General features: G+C 64.4%; 15 protein-coding genes. 9 read left to right on the top strand and 6 right to left on the bottom strand.

Annotated elements, in window-relative coordinates:
* Positions 1 to 39: 39 nt before the first annotated feature.
* Entirely contained in the window at positions 40 to 972 is a 933-nt protein-coding gene (gene ubiA / locus ACSQ84_RS17915; RefSeq protein ID WP_436212993.1) for a 4-hydroxybenzoate octaprenyltransferase, read from the bottom strand.
* Between the two features lie 10 nt (positions 973 to 982).
* Positions 983 to 1,648 carry a hypothetical protein gene (locus ACSQ84_RS17910; RefSeq protein ID WP_436212992.1) on the bottom strand — a complete coding sequence of 222 codons (666 nt, stop codon included), beginning with the start codon at positions 1,646 to 1,648 and terminating at the stop codon, positions 983 to 985.
* A gap of 210 nt (positions 1,649 to 1,858) precedes the next feature.
* On the opposite strand from ACSQ84_RS17910, the gene ACSQ84_RS17905 reads away from it, so the two are divergent.
* From ACSQ84_RS17905 to ACSQ84_RS17880, 6 genes are all read left to right on the top strand, one after another.
* Positions 1,859 to 2,611, top strand: coding sequence for a 16S rRNA (uracil(1498)-N(3))-methyltransferase (locus tag ACSQ84_RS17905; protein ID WP_436212991.1), 753 nt, complete (start codon positions 1,859 to 1,861; stop codon positions 2,609 to 2,611).
* Between the two features lie 146 nt (positions 2,612 to 2,757).
* Positions 2,758 to 3,942 carry an ATP phosphoribosyltransferase regulatory subunit gene (locus ACSQ84_RS17900; RefSeq protein ID WP_436212990.1) on the top strand — a complete coding sequence of 395 codons (1,185 nt, stop codon included), beginning with the start codon at positions 2,758 to 2,760 and terminating at the stop codon, positions 3,940 to 3,942.
* Positions 3,939 to 4,916 (top strand): ATP phosphoribosyltransferase, encoded by a 978-nt coding sequence (gene hisG / locus ACSQ84_RS17895; protein ID WP_436212989.1) that lies wholly within the window; start codon positions 3,939 to 3,941, stop codon positions 4,914 to 4,916. Before ACSQ84_RS17900 ends, hisG begins: the two co-directional genes overlap by 4 nt.
* A 90-nt stretch (positions 4,917 to 5,006) precedes the next feature.
* Positions 5,007 to 6,068 carry a glycosyltransferase family 2 protein gene (locus ACSQ84_RS17890; RefSeq protein WP_436212988.1) on the top strand — a complete coding sequence of 354 codons (1,062 nt, stop codon included), beginning with the start codon at positions 5,007 to 5,009 and terminating at the stop codon, positions 6,066 to 6,068.
* Positions 6,065 to 6,910, top strand: coding sequence for a ChbG/HpnK family deacetylase (locus ACSQ84_RS17885; protein WP_436212987.1), 846 nt, complete (start codon positions 6,065 to 6,067; stop codon positions 6,908 to 6,910). Before ACSQ84_RS17890 ends, ACSQ84_RS17885 begins: the two co-directional genes overlap by 4 nt.
* A gap of 128 nt (positions 6,911 to 7,038) precedes the next feature.
* Positions 7,039 to 7,881: a DUF2076 domain-containing protein gene (locus ACSQ84_RS17880; protein WP_436212986.1), complete on the top strand. Its 843-nt coding sequence runs from the start codon at positions 7,039 to 7,041 to the stop codon at positions 7,879 to 7,881.
* A gap of 18 nt (positions 7,882 to 7,899) precedes the next feature.
* Here the strand turns inward: ACSQ84_RS17880 and ACSQ84_RS17875 are convergent, their stop codons facing one another.
* The 3 genes from ACSQ84_RS17875 to ACSQ84_RS17865 form a co-directional block, all read right to left on the bottom strand.
* A complete protein-coding gene (locus ACSQ84_RS17875; RefSeq protein WP_436212985.1) occupies positions 7,900 to 8,937 on the bottom strand; it encodes an RNA polymerase subunit sigma-70 in 1,038 nt (345 codons plus the stop codon).
* A gap of 42 nt (positions 8,938 to 8,979) precedes the next feature.
* Positions 8,980 to 9,726, bottom strand: a complete 747-nt coding sequence (locus tag ACSQ84_RS17870) for an SDR family NAD(P)-dependent oxidoreductase (protein WP_436213113.1) — start codon at positions 9,724 to 9,726, stop codon at positions 8,980 to 8,982.
* Between the two features lie 283 nt (positions 9,727 to 10,009).
* Positions 10,010 to 10,828 (bottom strand): L,D-transpeptidase, encoded by an 819-nt coding sequence (locus tag ACSQ84_RS17865; RefSeq protein ID WP_436212984.1) that lies wholly within the window; start codon positions 10,826 to 10,828, stop codon positions 10,010 to 10,012.
* A gap of 309 nt (positions 10,829 to 11,137) precedes the next feature.
* Here ACSQ84_RS17865 and ACSQ84_RS17860 point away from each other — a divergent pair, with 309 nt between their 5' ends.
* Positions 11,138 to 11,920: a protein phosphatase CheZ gene (locus ACSQ84_RS17860; protein WP_436212983.1), complete on the top strand. Its 783-nt coding sequence runs from the start codon at positions 11,138 to 11,140 to the stop codon at positions 11,918 to 11,920.
* 98 nt (positions 11,921 to 12,018) lie between these two features.
* Here the strand turns inward: ACSQ84_RS17860 and ACSQ84_RS17855 are convergent, their stop codons facing one another.
* Complete coding sequence (locus ACSQ84_RS17855; RefSeq protein ID WP_436212982.1) at positions 12,019 to 12,534, bottom strand: hypothetical protein; 516 nt, start codon at positions 12,532 to 12,534, stop codon at positions 12,019 to 12,021.
* A gap of 351 nt (positions 12,535 to 12,885) precedes the next feature.
* On the opposite strand from ACSQ84_RS17855, the gene ACSQ84_RS17850 reads away from it, so the two are divergent.
* Both ACSQ84_RS17850 and groL read left to right on the top strand, forming a co-directional pair.
* Positions 12,886 to 13,182, top strand: coding sequence for a co-chaperone GroES (locus tag ACSQ84_RS17850; RefSeq protein WP_192738881.1), 297 nt, complete (start codon positions 12,886 to 12,888; stop codon positions 13,180 to 13,182).
* Positions 13,183 to 13,349: 167 nt separating this feature from the next.
* A complete protein-coding gene (gene groL, locus ACSQ84_RS17845) occupies positions 13,350 to 14,996 on the top strand; it encodes a chaperonin GroEL (RefSeq protein ID WP_436212981.1) in 1,647 nt (548 codons plus the stop codon).
* Positions 14,997 to 15,007: the final 11 nt, after the last annotated feature.

Below are 15,007 nucleotides of genomic sequence, written 5' to 3'. Positions count from 1 at the left end.
GGCTCGCCGAAGACGGCGAGCGCCTCAGGATGACGTCGGTTAATTCGCCCGCATCACCGCATCCACCAACAGTCCCGCAAACAGCAACAGCCCCGCATCGCGGTTGGAATGGAAGACGCGCTTGCACAACGCGGGATCGCCGATGTCGAGCCGCCGGATCTGCCAGACAAGATGAGCCGCGAACGCGATCAGCCCGAGCCATGCGGGCCAACGCGCGCCACCCAGCGCCAGCGCGACGCCGATCAAAACCACCGCGAGCGCGTAAAACACCGCGAGCGCCCGATGCGTCGCCGCGCCGAATAGACGCGCGGTCGATTTGACGCCGATCAGCGCGTCGTCCTCGGCGTCCTGATGCGCGTAGATGGTGTCGTAGCCGATCACCCAGGCGATCGAGCCGGCATAGAGCACGAGCGCGGTCAGATCGATCCGCCCGAGCGTGACCGCAAATCCCATCAAGGCGCCCCACGAGAAGGCGAGGCCCAATACGGCCTGCGGCCACCAGGTGATGCGCTTCATGAAGGGATAGATCGCGACGATGATCAGCGACGCGATGCCGGTCATGATCGCAAAGCGGTTGAACTGCAGCAAGACCGCGAGCCCAATCAGCGCCTGCAGCACCAGCCACGCAAGTGCCTGCGGCACGCTCACCTGCCCGGCCGGAATGGGGCGCGAGCGCGTCCGCTCGACCTTGGCATCGAGGTCGCGATCGGTGATGTCGTTCCAGGTGCAGCCGGCGCCGCGCATCACGAAGGCGCCGATGAAGAACAGCGCGATGACAAGCCACAATTGGCTGGCGTCGTGCGCGATGCCGGCGGCCAGTGCCGCCGACCACCAGCACGGCATCAGCAGCAGCCAGGAGCCGATCGGGCGGTCGAAACGGGAGAGGCGCAAATAGGGCCGCGACCAGGATGGCGCGTGCGTATCGACCCAGTTGCCGGTCGCATCGGCAACGCGGGTCGTGACGTCGCTCATCGGATGGCGGTCATCGGGTGAGAACGTTGCCGTTCAACGTATCGAAGGTGCTGCCGCCCTTGCGCACGGTCTGCGCTTCGGGCAGTCCCGCCGAAGAGCCCAGCGCCTCGCTCAGGCTCGGCGCGGCCGCGCGCTGCGCTTGCGCCCCCTGCTGCGCGACGGTGCAGACCTGCGTTTGCATTTTTTCGGTGTTCTTGTGGCCGTTCTTGAGCTGCTCGCTGATCTGCGGCGGAATTCCGCATTTCGCAGAGTTGGCCTCGACATATCTGATCATCTTGACTTCGGCCGCGCTGTAATTGCGGATCAGCTTGCAGGCCTCGTCCGGCGACGCCTTGCGCTCGCTGGCCGCCTTGATCAGCTTGCCCCGCTTCTCGGCTTCCTCGCGCAGGGGAACGAACGCCTTCATGCAGGCATCCGCTGCGCCGCCCGCTGGCGGCGGCGGTCCCCGCTCGAATGCCGAGCCCGCGACAGGGGCCGCTCCAGTCGACGGGAACGGCGACGGAGCGCCCACCGATGCCGCCGGCGCCGCGCCGTTCACAGGCGGGAATGGCGATGCGTTGCTTGCGGGGGCAGCCTGTCCGGGCAGTGGCGCCGGAAAAGCGCCCTGCGCAAAGGCCTGCCCCGCGTGGATGGTCACGACGGCAATTGTCAGGGGGGCAATCAGGTGGCGGATCATCAAAGGTGTTTCTCCGGCAAAGGTCCAGCAGGGCCCGGGCGACTTCCGATCGAAGCACAATTCCGACGGGGGGCTTTTTACGATTCCTGCCGACTCTTAACAACCCGTGGATTTAGGCGACAGCGCGGCGCTGGGCCGCACCGAATCATTAAATTGTCCCCGGATTCTAACCCTTTAGGCTAAAACCGGCGCGAAACGGAACAATCACCGATGCCTGAACTCGATTTTCGTGCCCCTCGCCTGTTCGTCGATGCCCCCTTGAGCCCGGGGGAACGGGTCGCGCTGGAGCGCAGCCAGAGCAATTATCTCGGCAATGTGCTGCGGCTTTCCGCCGGCGAATCGATATTGGTGTTCAACGGCCGCGACGGCGAATGGCAGGCGCAGATTGCCGGCCGGAAGCGGCCGGACAGCCTCGAGATTCTCGCCCAGACCAGGCCGCAGGATCGGTTGCCCGACATCGCCTATGTCTTTGCGCCGCTCAAGCACGCAAGGCTCGACTACATGGTGCAGAAGGCGGTCGAGATGGGCGCCTCACGGCTGCAGCCGGTGTTGACGCGCTTCACCCAGGTCTCGCGGGTTAATGGCGAGCGGATGCGCGCCAATGTCATCGAAGCCGCCGAGCAGTGCGGGATCCTGAGCCTGGCCGATGTCGTTGACCCCACGCCGCTTGATCGCTTTTTGAGCCAGCGCCAGCCGGCGCGTCTGTTGATCTTCTGCGACGAGGCGGCGGAAACCGCGAGCCCGATGCAGGCGCTGCAAAACGGATTAACCGCCGCTGATGGAATCGACATCCTGATCGGTCCCGAAGGCGGATTTGCCGAGGAGGAGCGCGCGCTGTTGCTGCGCCAGCAGCGAACGCTGCGGCTCTCCCTGGGTCCCCGAATCCTGCGCGCGGACACCGCGGGCGTCGCCGCGCTGGCGCTGGTGCAGGCCGCGCTCGGCGACTGGGCGGGGCCGGAATAGGCGCCCAGGCCGTTAAGGCTCATTGAACCCCGCGTTAAGTGACGACACCAATCTCTGTCGAAACCCTGCCCCGGCCATGCTAAGGCCTCCGCCAACAAACGCTCGATGCTCTTGGAACCCGACTTTTCGGGATATTTGGACGCGAAATGACCGTAACCGCCGCCATCGATGGTGCCGCCGGGTCCGCCACATGGGCGGACGCGCTGCTTTTGTCATTTGCGCAGGCCGGCTACGTCCGGGCCCAGCCCGATATCCTGCAGCCGGCCGAGCCGTTCCTCGACCTCTCGGGCGAGGACATCCGCAAAAGCCTCTATCTGACCACCGACGCCAGCGGCGAGGAGCTTTGCCTGCGTCCCGATCTCACCATTCCGGTGGCGCGGGATTACCTGGCCTCTGGCCGCGCCGGCCAGCCCGCAGGCTTCAGCTATCTCGGGCCGGTGTTTCGGTTTCGCGACGGCCAGCCCAGCCAATTCCTGCAGGCCGGTATCGAATCCTTCGGCCGGCAGGATCGCGCCGCGGCCGACGCGGAAATGCTGGCGCTGGCGCTGGAGGCCACTTCGGCGTTCGGCTTGAGCGATGTCGAAATCCGCACCGGCGACGTCGCGCTGTTCTCCGCGCTGATCGACGCGCTCGAGCTTTATCCGGTCTGGAAGCGGCGGCTGATCAAGGATTTCAACCGCAAGGTCAGCCTCGCCCATGACATCGAACAGCTGACGCTGGCGACGGCCCCCGGCCGCAACGAATATGAGGGCGTGCTGGCGGCCCTTGCCGGCTCCGACCGCAAGGCCGCGCTGGCGCTGGTCACCGACCTGATGTCGATCGCCGGCACCACCAATGTCGGCGGCCGCACGGTTGCCGAAATCGCCGACCGCTTCCTCGAACAATCGACGCTCAAGAGCGGCGCGTTGCCGCCCGACGCGCTCGCCACCATCAAGCGCTTTCTCTCGATCGCGGGCGATCCCGATGACGCGGTGGCGCAACTGCGCGCGCTGGCCGACGACACCAAACTCGACCTCACGGCGGCGATCGATCAGCTCGAAAGCCGCGTCGGCTTCATGGCCGCGCGCGGCATCGACACCAGCCTGACGCGCTTCTCGACCTCCTTCGGACGCGGCCTCGACTATTACACCGGCTTCGAATTCGAACTGCACGCCAAGGGTTATGCCAACGGTCAGATCAAGGGCGATGGCATCGAGCCCTTGGTGGCAGGGGGGCGCTATGACGGGCTGATGAGCCAGCTGGGTTCGGCGGCGCCGATCCCGGCGGTGGGCTTCTCGGTCTGGATCGAAGCCCTGACGCAACTGCGCAAGCCGGCCCGGAGCACATCATGACCGCGCCCTTCGTTCTCGCCGTCCCCTCCAAGGGCCGCCTGCAGGAAGAAGCCCAGGCGTTCTTCACGCGCGCCGGCCTCAGCCTCGCCAAGCCGCGCGGTGCGCGCGATTATCGCGGCACCATCTCCGGGCTCGACAATGTCGAGATCGCCTATCTCTCGGCGAGCGAGATTGCCTCGCAGCTCGCCCGCGGCATGGTGCATCTCGGCGTGACCGGCGAAGATCTGCTGCGCGAAAGCATTGTGGATGCCGACAAGCGCGTGCTGCTGATCGACACGCTCGGCTTCGGCAGCGCCAATGTCGTGGTTGCGGTGCCGCAAGCCTGGATCGACGTCCGCACCATGGCCGATCTCGACGACGTCACGACGGGTTTCCGCGCGCAACATAACCGGCGGATGCGAGTCGCGACCAAATACATCAACCTGACCCGGAACTTCTTTGCCAGCCACGGCGTGGTCGATTACCGCATCGTCGAGAGCGCCGGCGCCACCGAAGGCGCACCGGCGGTCGGCACCGCCGAGATGATCGTTGATATCACCACGTCGGGCGCGACCCTCGTCGCCAACGGCCTCAAGGTGCTCGACGACGGCGTGATCCTGCGCAGCCAGGCCAACCTCGTCGCCTCAAAGGAGGCCGACTGGTCGACCGAGGCCCGCGAGACCGCCCGCGTCATTCTCGATCACATCGCAGCAAGAACCCGCGCCAGCAAATATCGCGAAGTCCGCACCCGCTTTGCCGGCTGCAACGACAAGCTGCTGGCCGAGGCACATAACCGCTTCGGTGTCGTTGCGCCGTTCGGCGGCCCGACCTCGTCGGGCATGCTGACGCTGCACTGCCCGCCGTCGCAGCTTTACGCGCTCGGCAGCTTTCTGCGCGAGCACGGCGCCGACACGGTTTCGGTGGCTTCCCTCGACTACGTGCTCGACCGGGAAAACCCGCTGTTCGCCCGGCTCGAGGCGTTCTTGCGACAATAAGCCGGGCTTAGTCGGGCTTGTTTTCGTTCATCGTAGCGACAGCTAGTGACGAGTAACGTATGCTGTTGTCCATGATTTGGAACCTGATCGATGACGCTCGGCTCTGATGTTTCCGGCCTGTCCACCACCGCGGCGAGCGCCGCGGCGCAAGGATTGTCGATTGTCGTGCCGGTTTACAATGAAGCCGCCGGGCTGTCGTTGCTGCACGAGCGGCTGATCGGGCTCGCCAAAACCTTGCGGCAGCGCTACGGCCTCGCCTGCGAGGTCGTCTATGTCGACGACGGCAGCGCCGATGCCACGCTCAGCATCGCGCGCGGGCTGAAGGCCGACGCGCTCGACGTTCAGGTGGTGTCGCTGTCGCGCAATTTCGGCAAGGAGGCCGCCTTGATGGCGGGGCTCGACCATGCGCGGCGCCGCGCCGTGCTGTTCATGGACGGCGATGGCCAGCATCCGCCGACCCTGGTCGAGAAGCTGGTCAGCCACTGGATCGATGACGGCTACGACGTCGTCTATACGGCGAAAGCGCATCGCGACAATGAATCGTTCCTGCGGCGTCTGGCCGTGCACGGCTTCTACGCGCTGATCAATTATGGCGCGCGGCAAAAAATCCCCGAGGATGCCGGCGACTTCCGCTTGCTGTCGCCGCGCGCCGCGGCAGCGCTCAAGCAGCTGCCCGAGCGCAATCGTTTCTTCAAGGGTCTCGCGAGCTGGATCGGCTTCCGCCAGATCCGCGTCGACTATGAGCCGGCGCCGCGCGCGCACGGCGTCACCACTTTCAGCCCGGGCCGGCTGGTGGGCCTGTCGATCGAGGGGCTGACTTCGTTCTCGGTGGCGCCGTTGCGCTTTGCCAGTCTGCTCGGCGTCCTGCTGGCGACGATCGCGTTCCTGTTTGGCCTGACTATTCTTTGGGAAGTCTTGACCACCGGCAAGCAAGTCCCCGGCTATCCCTCGCTGGTGATCGGTCTGATGACGATCGGCGGCGTTCAGCTGATCATGATCGGTATCGTCGGCGAATATATCGGCAAGATCCTGTCGGAGCTGAAGGCGCGTCCGATCTATTTCGTCGCCGAGCATTCCGAGAAGCACGCGAATGGGGAAGCGGCCGCCGGCGCTCCCGAACGGCCCGCCTCCGAACGGACCGCCGCGGAATGAACGATAGCGCGCCGCCGCGCCGTATCTGGCTGTGCGCCGATGATTACGGGATCAGCGAGGGCGTCAATCGCGCCATTCGCGACCTGATCGGCCGAGGCCGGCTCAATGCGACATCGGTGATGGTGGTCGGCCCGGCGATCGGCCGCGCCGAAGTGAAGGCCCTGCAGGACGCCGCCGCCGCTAACCCGCGCTGCGCCATTGGCCTGCATGCGACGTTGACCGCACCGTTCCGTCCGCTGACGATGCATTTTCGACCAACCGACGGCGGCATGTTTCTGCCGTTGCCGGCGATGCTGCGATCAGGCCTGTTGCGGCGGCTTGATCCCGAGATGATCCATGGCGAATTGATCGATCAACTGGCGGCGTTCCAGGATTTGTTCGGCCGACCGCCGGATTTCGTCGACGGCCATCAGCATACGCAACTATTCCCGCAGGTCCGCGAGCCGTTTCTGCGCGCGGTGAAAGAGGCCGCGCCCGCCGCCTGGGTTCGCCAGGGCGGACGCGTTCAGCCGCTGGCGAAACGGCTCGGCACGCCCAAGGCACTGCTGCTCGATGTTCTCAGTTCGCGATTTCGCAAGCTCGCCGCCAAGGCCGGCATCCCGTTCAATCCGGCCTTTGCCGGCGCCTATGATTTTTCGAAGGCCCCGGATTTCGGCGTCCTGATGGGACAATTCCTCGATGGCATGCCGGACGGCGGGCTGGTGATGTGCCATCCCGGCTTTGTCGATGAAACGCTCGTCAGCCTCGATCCCCTGACTACGCAGCGCGAAACCGAGCACGCCTTTCTCGCCGGCGCGCAATTCCCGCCGCTGCTGGCAAGGAACAATGTTACACTGAATTGAGTTTGCTCAATAAACCGGCCGGTCGTTTTGTCGCATACAGAAATTTAATCTGCAGCCCCACTACTTGCGACACAAACCGGGTCCTACATCTGCCCCGCGCTTCGGCACTCGATGCGATGGAGAACGCCATGACACCGCAAGAACGCCAACTGATTGACGATCTTTTCGACCGGCTTGCCAAGCTGGAGAACGCCCCGCGCGATGCCGAAGCGATGTCCGCGATCATGCAGGGCCTGCGTAGTGCGCCCAATGCCGTCTACGCGCTGGTGCAGACCACGCTGGTGCAGGACGAGGCGCTGAAGCGGGCCAACGACCGCATCCAGCAACTGGAGGGCGGACACGCGGGCGAACAGAATCAGCCCGGCGGTTTCCTCGATTCGATGCGCGATGCGATCTTCGGGCAGAACCAGTCGTCGCAAGGTTCTGTACCCAACGTTCGCGCGCCCGGCATGGGCGGCCGCCCGGTTTGGAATAGCGGCCAGGTGATGCAGCAGACCCAAGGTCCAGGACAGGGCCAATACGGCCAGCCCGGCTACGGGCAGCCTGCCTATGGCCAACCGGCGCAGCAGCAGCCGCCGTTCGGCGGCGGTGGCGGTGGCTCGTTCCTCGGAACGGCCGCGGCGGCAGCCGCCGGCGTGGTCGGCGGATCGATGCTGCTCGGCAGCATCCGCTCGATGATGGGCGGCGGCGGCAACCAGCAGGCGGCCTTCGGCGGCGACACCGGTGGCCATCGCGGCAGTGTTGAAGACCGGCGGCCGGGCGGCAGCGATCAATCCGGCGGCGATCTGGCGCGGGAAGCCGGCGTCAACGACATCGGCTCGTCCGGAAGTTCGCGCACAGGTCTGTTGGACAACAACGAAGGCGGCGACAGTTCACGCAGCGGATACTTCGACAACGCGAACGACGACAATTATGACGACATGGATCATGATTCCGACGGCTTCGATGGTGACGGCGGCGGCGACGACTAAGCCTGAACAACGCGAGACCTACGGGACTGGCGGCAGGCCGAAGGCAGCAAACAAGCTGGGCCCAAGCGGCGGCACATAAACCGTCAGGGAAGCGATTCCGCCTTCAGCAGGTTCGATAACGTGCAGGGAGTGGGCTCGCCAGGCCGGATCCTGATGGGTGCGCGCGTAGACCCCGACCGCGGGCTGGGCGTTGGCCCCGATGGCCACCGTACGGAAGCCCGCAAAATTGGGCCAGACGTTCTCGAACAAACCCCGGATCGCCCGCCGTCCCTGATACCATTCCCGCCAAGGCGGCATGCGATAGGTGGCGTCTTCCCGCAGGAGTTCGATGAAGGCGTCGAGATCGGCAGCCTGCCAGGCCTGCATGTAACGTGCGAGCAGCAGGCCCTCTTCGGGATTGGGCTGCGATCGACGGATGGGACGTCCCTGAGGATAGCGCGCCGCGAGGGTTGCGCGAGCCCGCTGCAATGCGCTGTTGATCGAAGCCGTCGACGCACCCAGCAATCGCGCCGTCTCGACAGCCGGCCACCCCAGGACATCGGAAAGCAGCAGGGCGGCCCGCTGCTTGGGCGGCAGAAGCTGGATCGCAGCGACGAAGGCGAGTTGCACAGCTTCGCGGCTCTCATACTGCGCTTCGGGACCGGGGTCGCCGTCAACGAGGCCCGGAAGCTCCGCGTCCGGGTAAGGCTCCAGCCAGGTAAGCTCAGCCGCCGCCCCGCCTGTGGCCGGCCCATGGGAGGGTGGCCGTCCGGGCTGCTGGAGAATGCGATGCGCCCTTGATCTGGCCTTAAGTGCGTTGAGGCAATTGTTGGTGGCGATCGCGTAGAGCCAACCGCGAACCGAGCCTCGTCCGTCGAATTCCGACCTCCCGCGCCAAGCCCGGAGAAAGGTGTCCTGAACAAGGTCGTCCGCGTCGTGCAGCGAGCCCATCATCCGGTAACAATGGAGCTTGAGCTCCCGGCGGTGGGCCGACGCAAACTTCTCGAAGGCCAGCTGATCGAGGATCGGCTGGCCCTGCTGGCGTGCTGTCTCGAGAGGTGTTTGAGCGTCTGTCATGCGGGTTTTGTAGTTCTGAGTCTGGTTTGCATTACGCGCGCCTCAGGCGGCCGGCGCAAGTGCGCTCCCACTCATCACGAAGGCAATCCCTTCCAGTTTCCCTGTGGCGAGTGCGATCATCGCCCGTGCCACATCGACCGGCGTGTGCATGTCGGTCATGCCTGCGAGGAAGTCCGCGGGATGGATGCCCGTATAGGCCGCATAGCCGTCGAGGCCGGCCTCGCCCACGCCAGTGCCCTGCATCAAGCGGGTGGGTGCGAGCGCCATGAAACGCAGGCCCAGCCCAAGCCGATCCGATTCCTTCTGGCAATGACCGGCCAGGAACATCTGCGCGCGTTTTGCGGCCCCATAGCCGCCGGCGAACGGTGGCCCTCCGCTCCAGGCCGCGCCACTGGAGATCAGAACGATCCGGGTTTCCGGCTTGAGCGGACGTCGGAGCGCGGCTTTGCAAAACAGGAATGACGCCTTGACGTCCGTTTCCCAGTTTGCGGAGAACGCCTCCCAGCCCAGTTCATGGATGGGCGCGGAGGGGGCAAGAGCACCTGCGCTGATCACCAGAACGTCCGGCTTCATGGCGTCGAAAACCGCATCGGGCGCGGAGTCCTTCGTCGCATCGACCGCAAGGGTTTTCACGCCGGGCGTCTCATTGGAGAGCTGCGCCAAGGTTGCTGCTCCGCGCGCGACGGCAAGAACGGTCGCCTCCTCGCTGAAGGCGGCTTCGACGATTGAGCGGCCGACACCCCGGCTGCCTCCGACGACAACGACATTCTGACCTTGTAACAATCCCACGGGCCACCTCGCTATCAGGGCCGCTGGACCATCCAGACGCACCCATTATCCATTATCAAGACAGCGCAGGTGGGCAGAAATCATCGGTGCGGAATCAAAAAATCTTCTCAGGTGATCGGCAGAGCCCTGATCGGGCGCTCTTGCTTGGGCACCAGTCCGCGGGGCTGACCAGAATTCGACCGGCTGCGTGTCAACGGCACAAAAGGCAACGGTTCAGCCTCACCGGCGAGCGCACAAAAAAGCGGCCGCTCGATCGAGCGGCCATTTGTTTGCGGGTTTAAATTTAGATAACCACGACCCTGGCGCCGACGCCGACGCGGCCGTAGAGATCGATCACGTCTTCATTGCGCATGCGGATGCAGCCGGACGATACGTTGGTGCCGATGGTCCATGGCTCGTTGGAGCCGTGGATGCGGTAGAGCGTCGATCCCAGATACATCGCGCGCGCGCCGAGCGGATTTTGCGGACCGCCTTCCATGTGCCGCGGCAGGTCCGGACGACGGGCCAGCATTTCCGGCGGCGGCGTCCAGGCCGGCCATTCCTTCTTCGCCGAGATCGTCTTGACGCCGGACCAGGTGAAGCCGGGCCGGCCGACGCCGATACCGTAACGCAATGCCTTGCCGTCGCCCTGCACCAGGAACAGGAATTTGTTGGGCGTATCGACGACGATGGTGCCGGCGCTTTCCTTGCCGGCGTAGTCGACGAGCTGCTTGTTGTATTTCGGATCGAGCGGCCGCTGTGCCGGGTCGATCGCTTCTTCCTGCTGCTGGCGCATCGATTGTTGCGGATCCATCGGCGGCAGCACCCCGCGCCCTCCGCCATATCCGTAGCCCGGCTGGTAATCGGGTTGTTGCTGATAGGCCGGTTGTTGCTGATAACGGCCGCCCTGCGGCGGACCATCGCCGAACAGGAACTCAATGAAGCCGCCGCCCATTTGCGAACGTTCGGCGTAGGCGGTGCGCACCGGCGCAGGCCGCGCGGGCCGATTGGCGTAAATCACGGTGGGTTCGGCGAACGAGGAGGCGTCGATCGCAAAGGCGGAATCGGAGAAGCCAAGGCACGACACGCCCGCAAGGAGCGCGAGAGACATTTTTCTGAACATCGACGTACTCTGTACTGTTTCGTCACTGTTAGTGCTTGCCGACGCCCAAGCCGCGCCGTTGCACGTGGTCAATAAAGGGTCAAAACCACCTCGCTTTGGTAAACAGCAACGGCGTTTCGATTCACCACGTCGCCGATCGCGCGCTGATTTGTCCGGTAGCGTTTATTTTGGGTGAACGCCGGGCACGCATGGTTAATCCCTGGTGTGCGCGTTGCGGAATACTACGCCGCGATGCGTTCCCCTCGTGAACCTCACGTTAAATCGCATCTGCCTAAAACACATCACGGAGTGAAGGGGTGGGAATTCATCATGTCGGTTAGTCGCAAACGTTTTCGTATCGAACAGGCCATTTTGGGCGATGTGCCAATGCCGGCGTCCGCCGCTGCTGAAGGCGGTGACATCGGTCCGATGCACCGCGAGATCATGGCCGAGCTGCGCTCGCTCCGGGCCCAGATGGCCGCCGGCCCCGGCCGCTCCGCGGTGACCGAGTCCGCCGAGGCGTCGGTCGCACGCGAGGTTGCCGAAGCCCACACGCTTCTGGAAACCTACCGCGCCCAGATCGAGCAGTGCGAAAAGCTCAAGGTCGAACTCGATCTCATTCATGACGCCATCAACCGCACCAAGCGCGAAATCGCGACGCTGCACGGCAAGAGTTTTGACGGCGGCGAAATGGCCAAGGTCAATGGCGAACTCGGCGCCGTCGTCGGCGGCACTGAACAGGCCACGCAGCAGATTCTGGAAGCCACCGAAGCGATCGACCAGGCGGCGACCGCGCTGTCCAAGAACACCTCACCGGACCAGCAGAAGCTGCTCAGCGAGGAAATCCAGGAACGCGTCATCTCGATTTTCGAAGCCTGCAACTTCCAGGATCTCACCGGTCAGCGCATCAACAGGGTGATGACCACGATGAAGTTCATCGAAAACCACATCAACGTGATGATGGACATCTGGGGTGGCGTCGACGCGCTCCGTGCGCACGCGACCCCGATCGTCGATACCCGTGAAGGCGACGCCAAGCTGCTCAACGGCCCGAAATCCGACGGCGACGTCGGCCATGCCTCGCAGGACGACATCGACGCGCTGTTCGACTAGGATTGAGCGAGCCCGCCGCGGGCGCCATACCGAGAATGCGAAAACGCCGGCGCGAAGCCGGCGTTTTTTATTACGGATGAGGTTAAGGCTTTATCCGTTCAGGCGCGGGGCGCACAGCGGACGTAGACCATGTTGCCGTAACGGACCCCGGCATCCTTGTCGACGAAGCGGGTCACCAAAACACGGCCATCGAACGAGACGATTTCGCGGTCCTGCTCGCCCGGAGTCGGTCCGACCGGGCCGATGTAATTCTTGCCGCTCGGCGAGCCTTTGAGCCGCAACTCCTGCGGGGTCGCCTGGTCGGCCAGATGCATGACCACGCCCCCGGACGTGCCTGCGGTGATCACATAAGGCTGCCTGCACTGATCGCGCGCCATTTTTTCGGTGCGGGCGCGGTCGGTCGGGTTCTGGTAGGAGGCAAGACCCCAGCGGCCGACGATCTCATCGGAGCGGATGGTCGCCGGCATGTCGGGGGCTACGCCTGGCTCGGGCGGGGGCGCGGAACTTGACGACAGCGACGGCAGGCTCATGCTGCTGCAGGCCCCCAGGAATATCGTGAGCGCCGAGGCGATCGCCAGATTGGCAACCACGCGCGCATTACCGGACCCGATCATCGCATTCCCCCAAACAATTGTTGGCCGCACCCGTCCTGCAGCCAACCGTAAAACGCCTGCCGGAGCAATGACGTCCATCAAATTACGTCATCGCCCCGATTTGGTTTCTCAACGAGCATCCTATATTGGCCTCACCAAGGCCTTAACCTTTTTTGGGCCTTAACGCCCTTGCTTGACAGGATCGGCGCCAAGTCATATTCCCCCGGAATTAGCACTCAAATACGACGATTGCTAAGGCAAGGATTGCCAGAGAAATTTGGCCGTCCCGCCCGGGACGGTGTCGAATACCCGGTATTATCAGCCATTTTAATGGCAACCAGACGTGAAACCAAGCTTCCAAGAGGAAACCTGATGGCCAAATCCAAATTCCGTCCCCTGCATGACCGTGTCGTGGTCAAGCGTATCGACGCCGAAGAGAAGACCAAGGGCGGCATCATCATTCCGGACAGCGCCAAGGAAAAGCCCTCGCAGGGCGAAATCACCGCCGTCGGCCCGGGCGGCCGGGACGAAGCCGGCAAGCTGATCCCGATCGACCTCAAGGTCGGCGACCGCGTGCTGTTCGGCAAATGGTCGGGCACCGAGGTCAAGCTCGACGGCGAGGAGCTCCTGATCATGAAGGAATCCGACATCATGGGCGTGCTGGTTTAAGCATCCCAAACTGCCGCCGCACCTCCACTGTCATGCCCGGGCTTGACCCGGGCATCCATCCGCTTCGGAAGAGTCTTGCGTAGGCGATGGATTGCCGGGTCAAGCCCGGCAATGACGAGTTAACAACGCGGCAGGCGCCGCGCCCATCATTTCCAGGAGTAAATCCAATGGCTGCCAAAGACGTTAAATTCGCCGGAGACGCCCGCGATCGCATGCTGCGCGGCGTCGACATCCTCGCCAACGCCGTCAAGGTCACGCTCGGCCCGAAGGGCCGCAATGTCGTGATCGACAAGAGCTTCGGCGCCCCCCGCATCACCAAGGACGGCGTCACCGTCGCCAAGGAGATCGAACTCGAGGACAAGTTCGAGAACATGGGCGCGCAGATGCTGCGCGAGGTCGCCTCCAAGACCAACGACACCGCCGGTGACGGCACCACCACCGCGACCGTGCTCGCCCAGGCCATCGTGCGCGAAGGCGCCAAGTCGGTTGCGGCCGGCATGAACCCGATGGATCTGAAGCGCGGCATCGACATCGCGGTGACAGCCGTGGTCAAGGACATCCAGAAGCGCGCCAAGCCGGTCGCCTCCTCCGCCGAAGTCGCCCAGATCGGCACCATCTCGGCCAATGGCGATGCCGCCATCGGCAAGATGATCGCGCAGGCGATGCAGAAGGTCGGCAATGAAGGCGTCATCACCGTCGAGGAAAACAAGTCGCTCGAGACCGAAGTCGACATCGTCGAGGGCATGAAGTTCGACCGCGGCTATCTGTCGCCCTACTTCATCACCAATGCCGAGAAGATGACCGCCGAACTCGAGGACGTCTACGTGCTGCTGCACGAGAAGAAGCTCACCGGCCTGCAGGCGATGCTGCCGGTGCTCGAAGCCGTGGTGCAGTCCGGCCGTCCTCTTTTGATCATCGCCGAAGACGTCGAGGGCGAGGCGCTGGCCACGCTGGTGGTGAATCGCCTGCGCGGTGGACTGAAGGTTGCCGCCGTCAAGGCGCCCGGCTTTGGCGATCGCCGCAAGGCGATGATGGAGGACATCGCGATCCTGACCGGCGGTCAGCTGATCTCCGATGAACTCGGCATGAAGCTGGAAAGCGTCACCGTCAGCATGCTCGGCCGCGCCAAGAAGGTGGTGATCGACAAGGAGAACACCACCATCGTCAACGGCGCCGGCAAGAAGCCCGCGATCGAAGCCCGTGTCGGCCAGATCAAGGCGCAGATCGAGGAGACCACCTCGGACTACGACCGCGAGAAGCTGCAGGAGCGTCTGGCCAAGCTCGCCGGCGGCGTCGCGGTGATCCGCGTCGGCGGTGCGACCGAGATCGAGGTCAAGGAAAAGAAGGACCGCGTCGAGGACGCGCTCAACGCGACCCGGGCGGCCGTGCAGGAAGGCGTCGTGCCGGGCGGCGGCGTGGCGCTGCTGCGCGCCAAGAAGGCGGTCGGCCGCATCCAGCACGACAATTCCGACGTTCAGGCCGGTATCAACATCGTGCTGAAGGCGCTGGAAGCTCCGGTTCGCCAGATCTCGGAGAATGCCGGCGTCGAGGGCTCGATCGTGGTCGGCAGGATCCTCGAGAACAAGTCGGAGACCTTCGGCTTCGACGCCCAGACCGAGCAATATGTCGACATGGTCGACAAGGGCATCATCGACCCGGCCAAGGTGGTGCGCGCCGCCCTGCAGGACGCTTCCTCCGTCGCCGGCCTCCTGGTGACCACCGAAGCCATGGTCGCCGAACTGCCGAAGGAGCCGGCCCCGGCGATGCCCGGCGGTGGCGGCGGCATGGGTGGAATGGGCGGCATGGGCTTCTAACGCCCAGTCTT

The organism is Bradyrhizobium sp. LjRoot220 (assembly GCF_964252915.1).
GTDB lineage: Bacteria > Pseudomonadota > Alphaproteobacteria > Rhizobiales > Xanthobacteraceae > Bradyrhizobium.
Note: the sequence above shows the minus strand (reverse complement) of the source record. Positions and strands in the feature narration are given on the sequence as shown.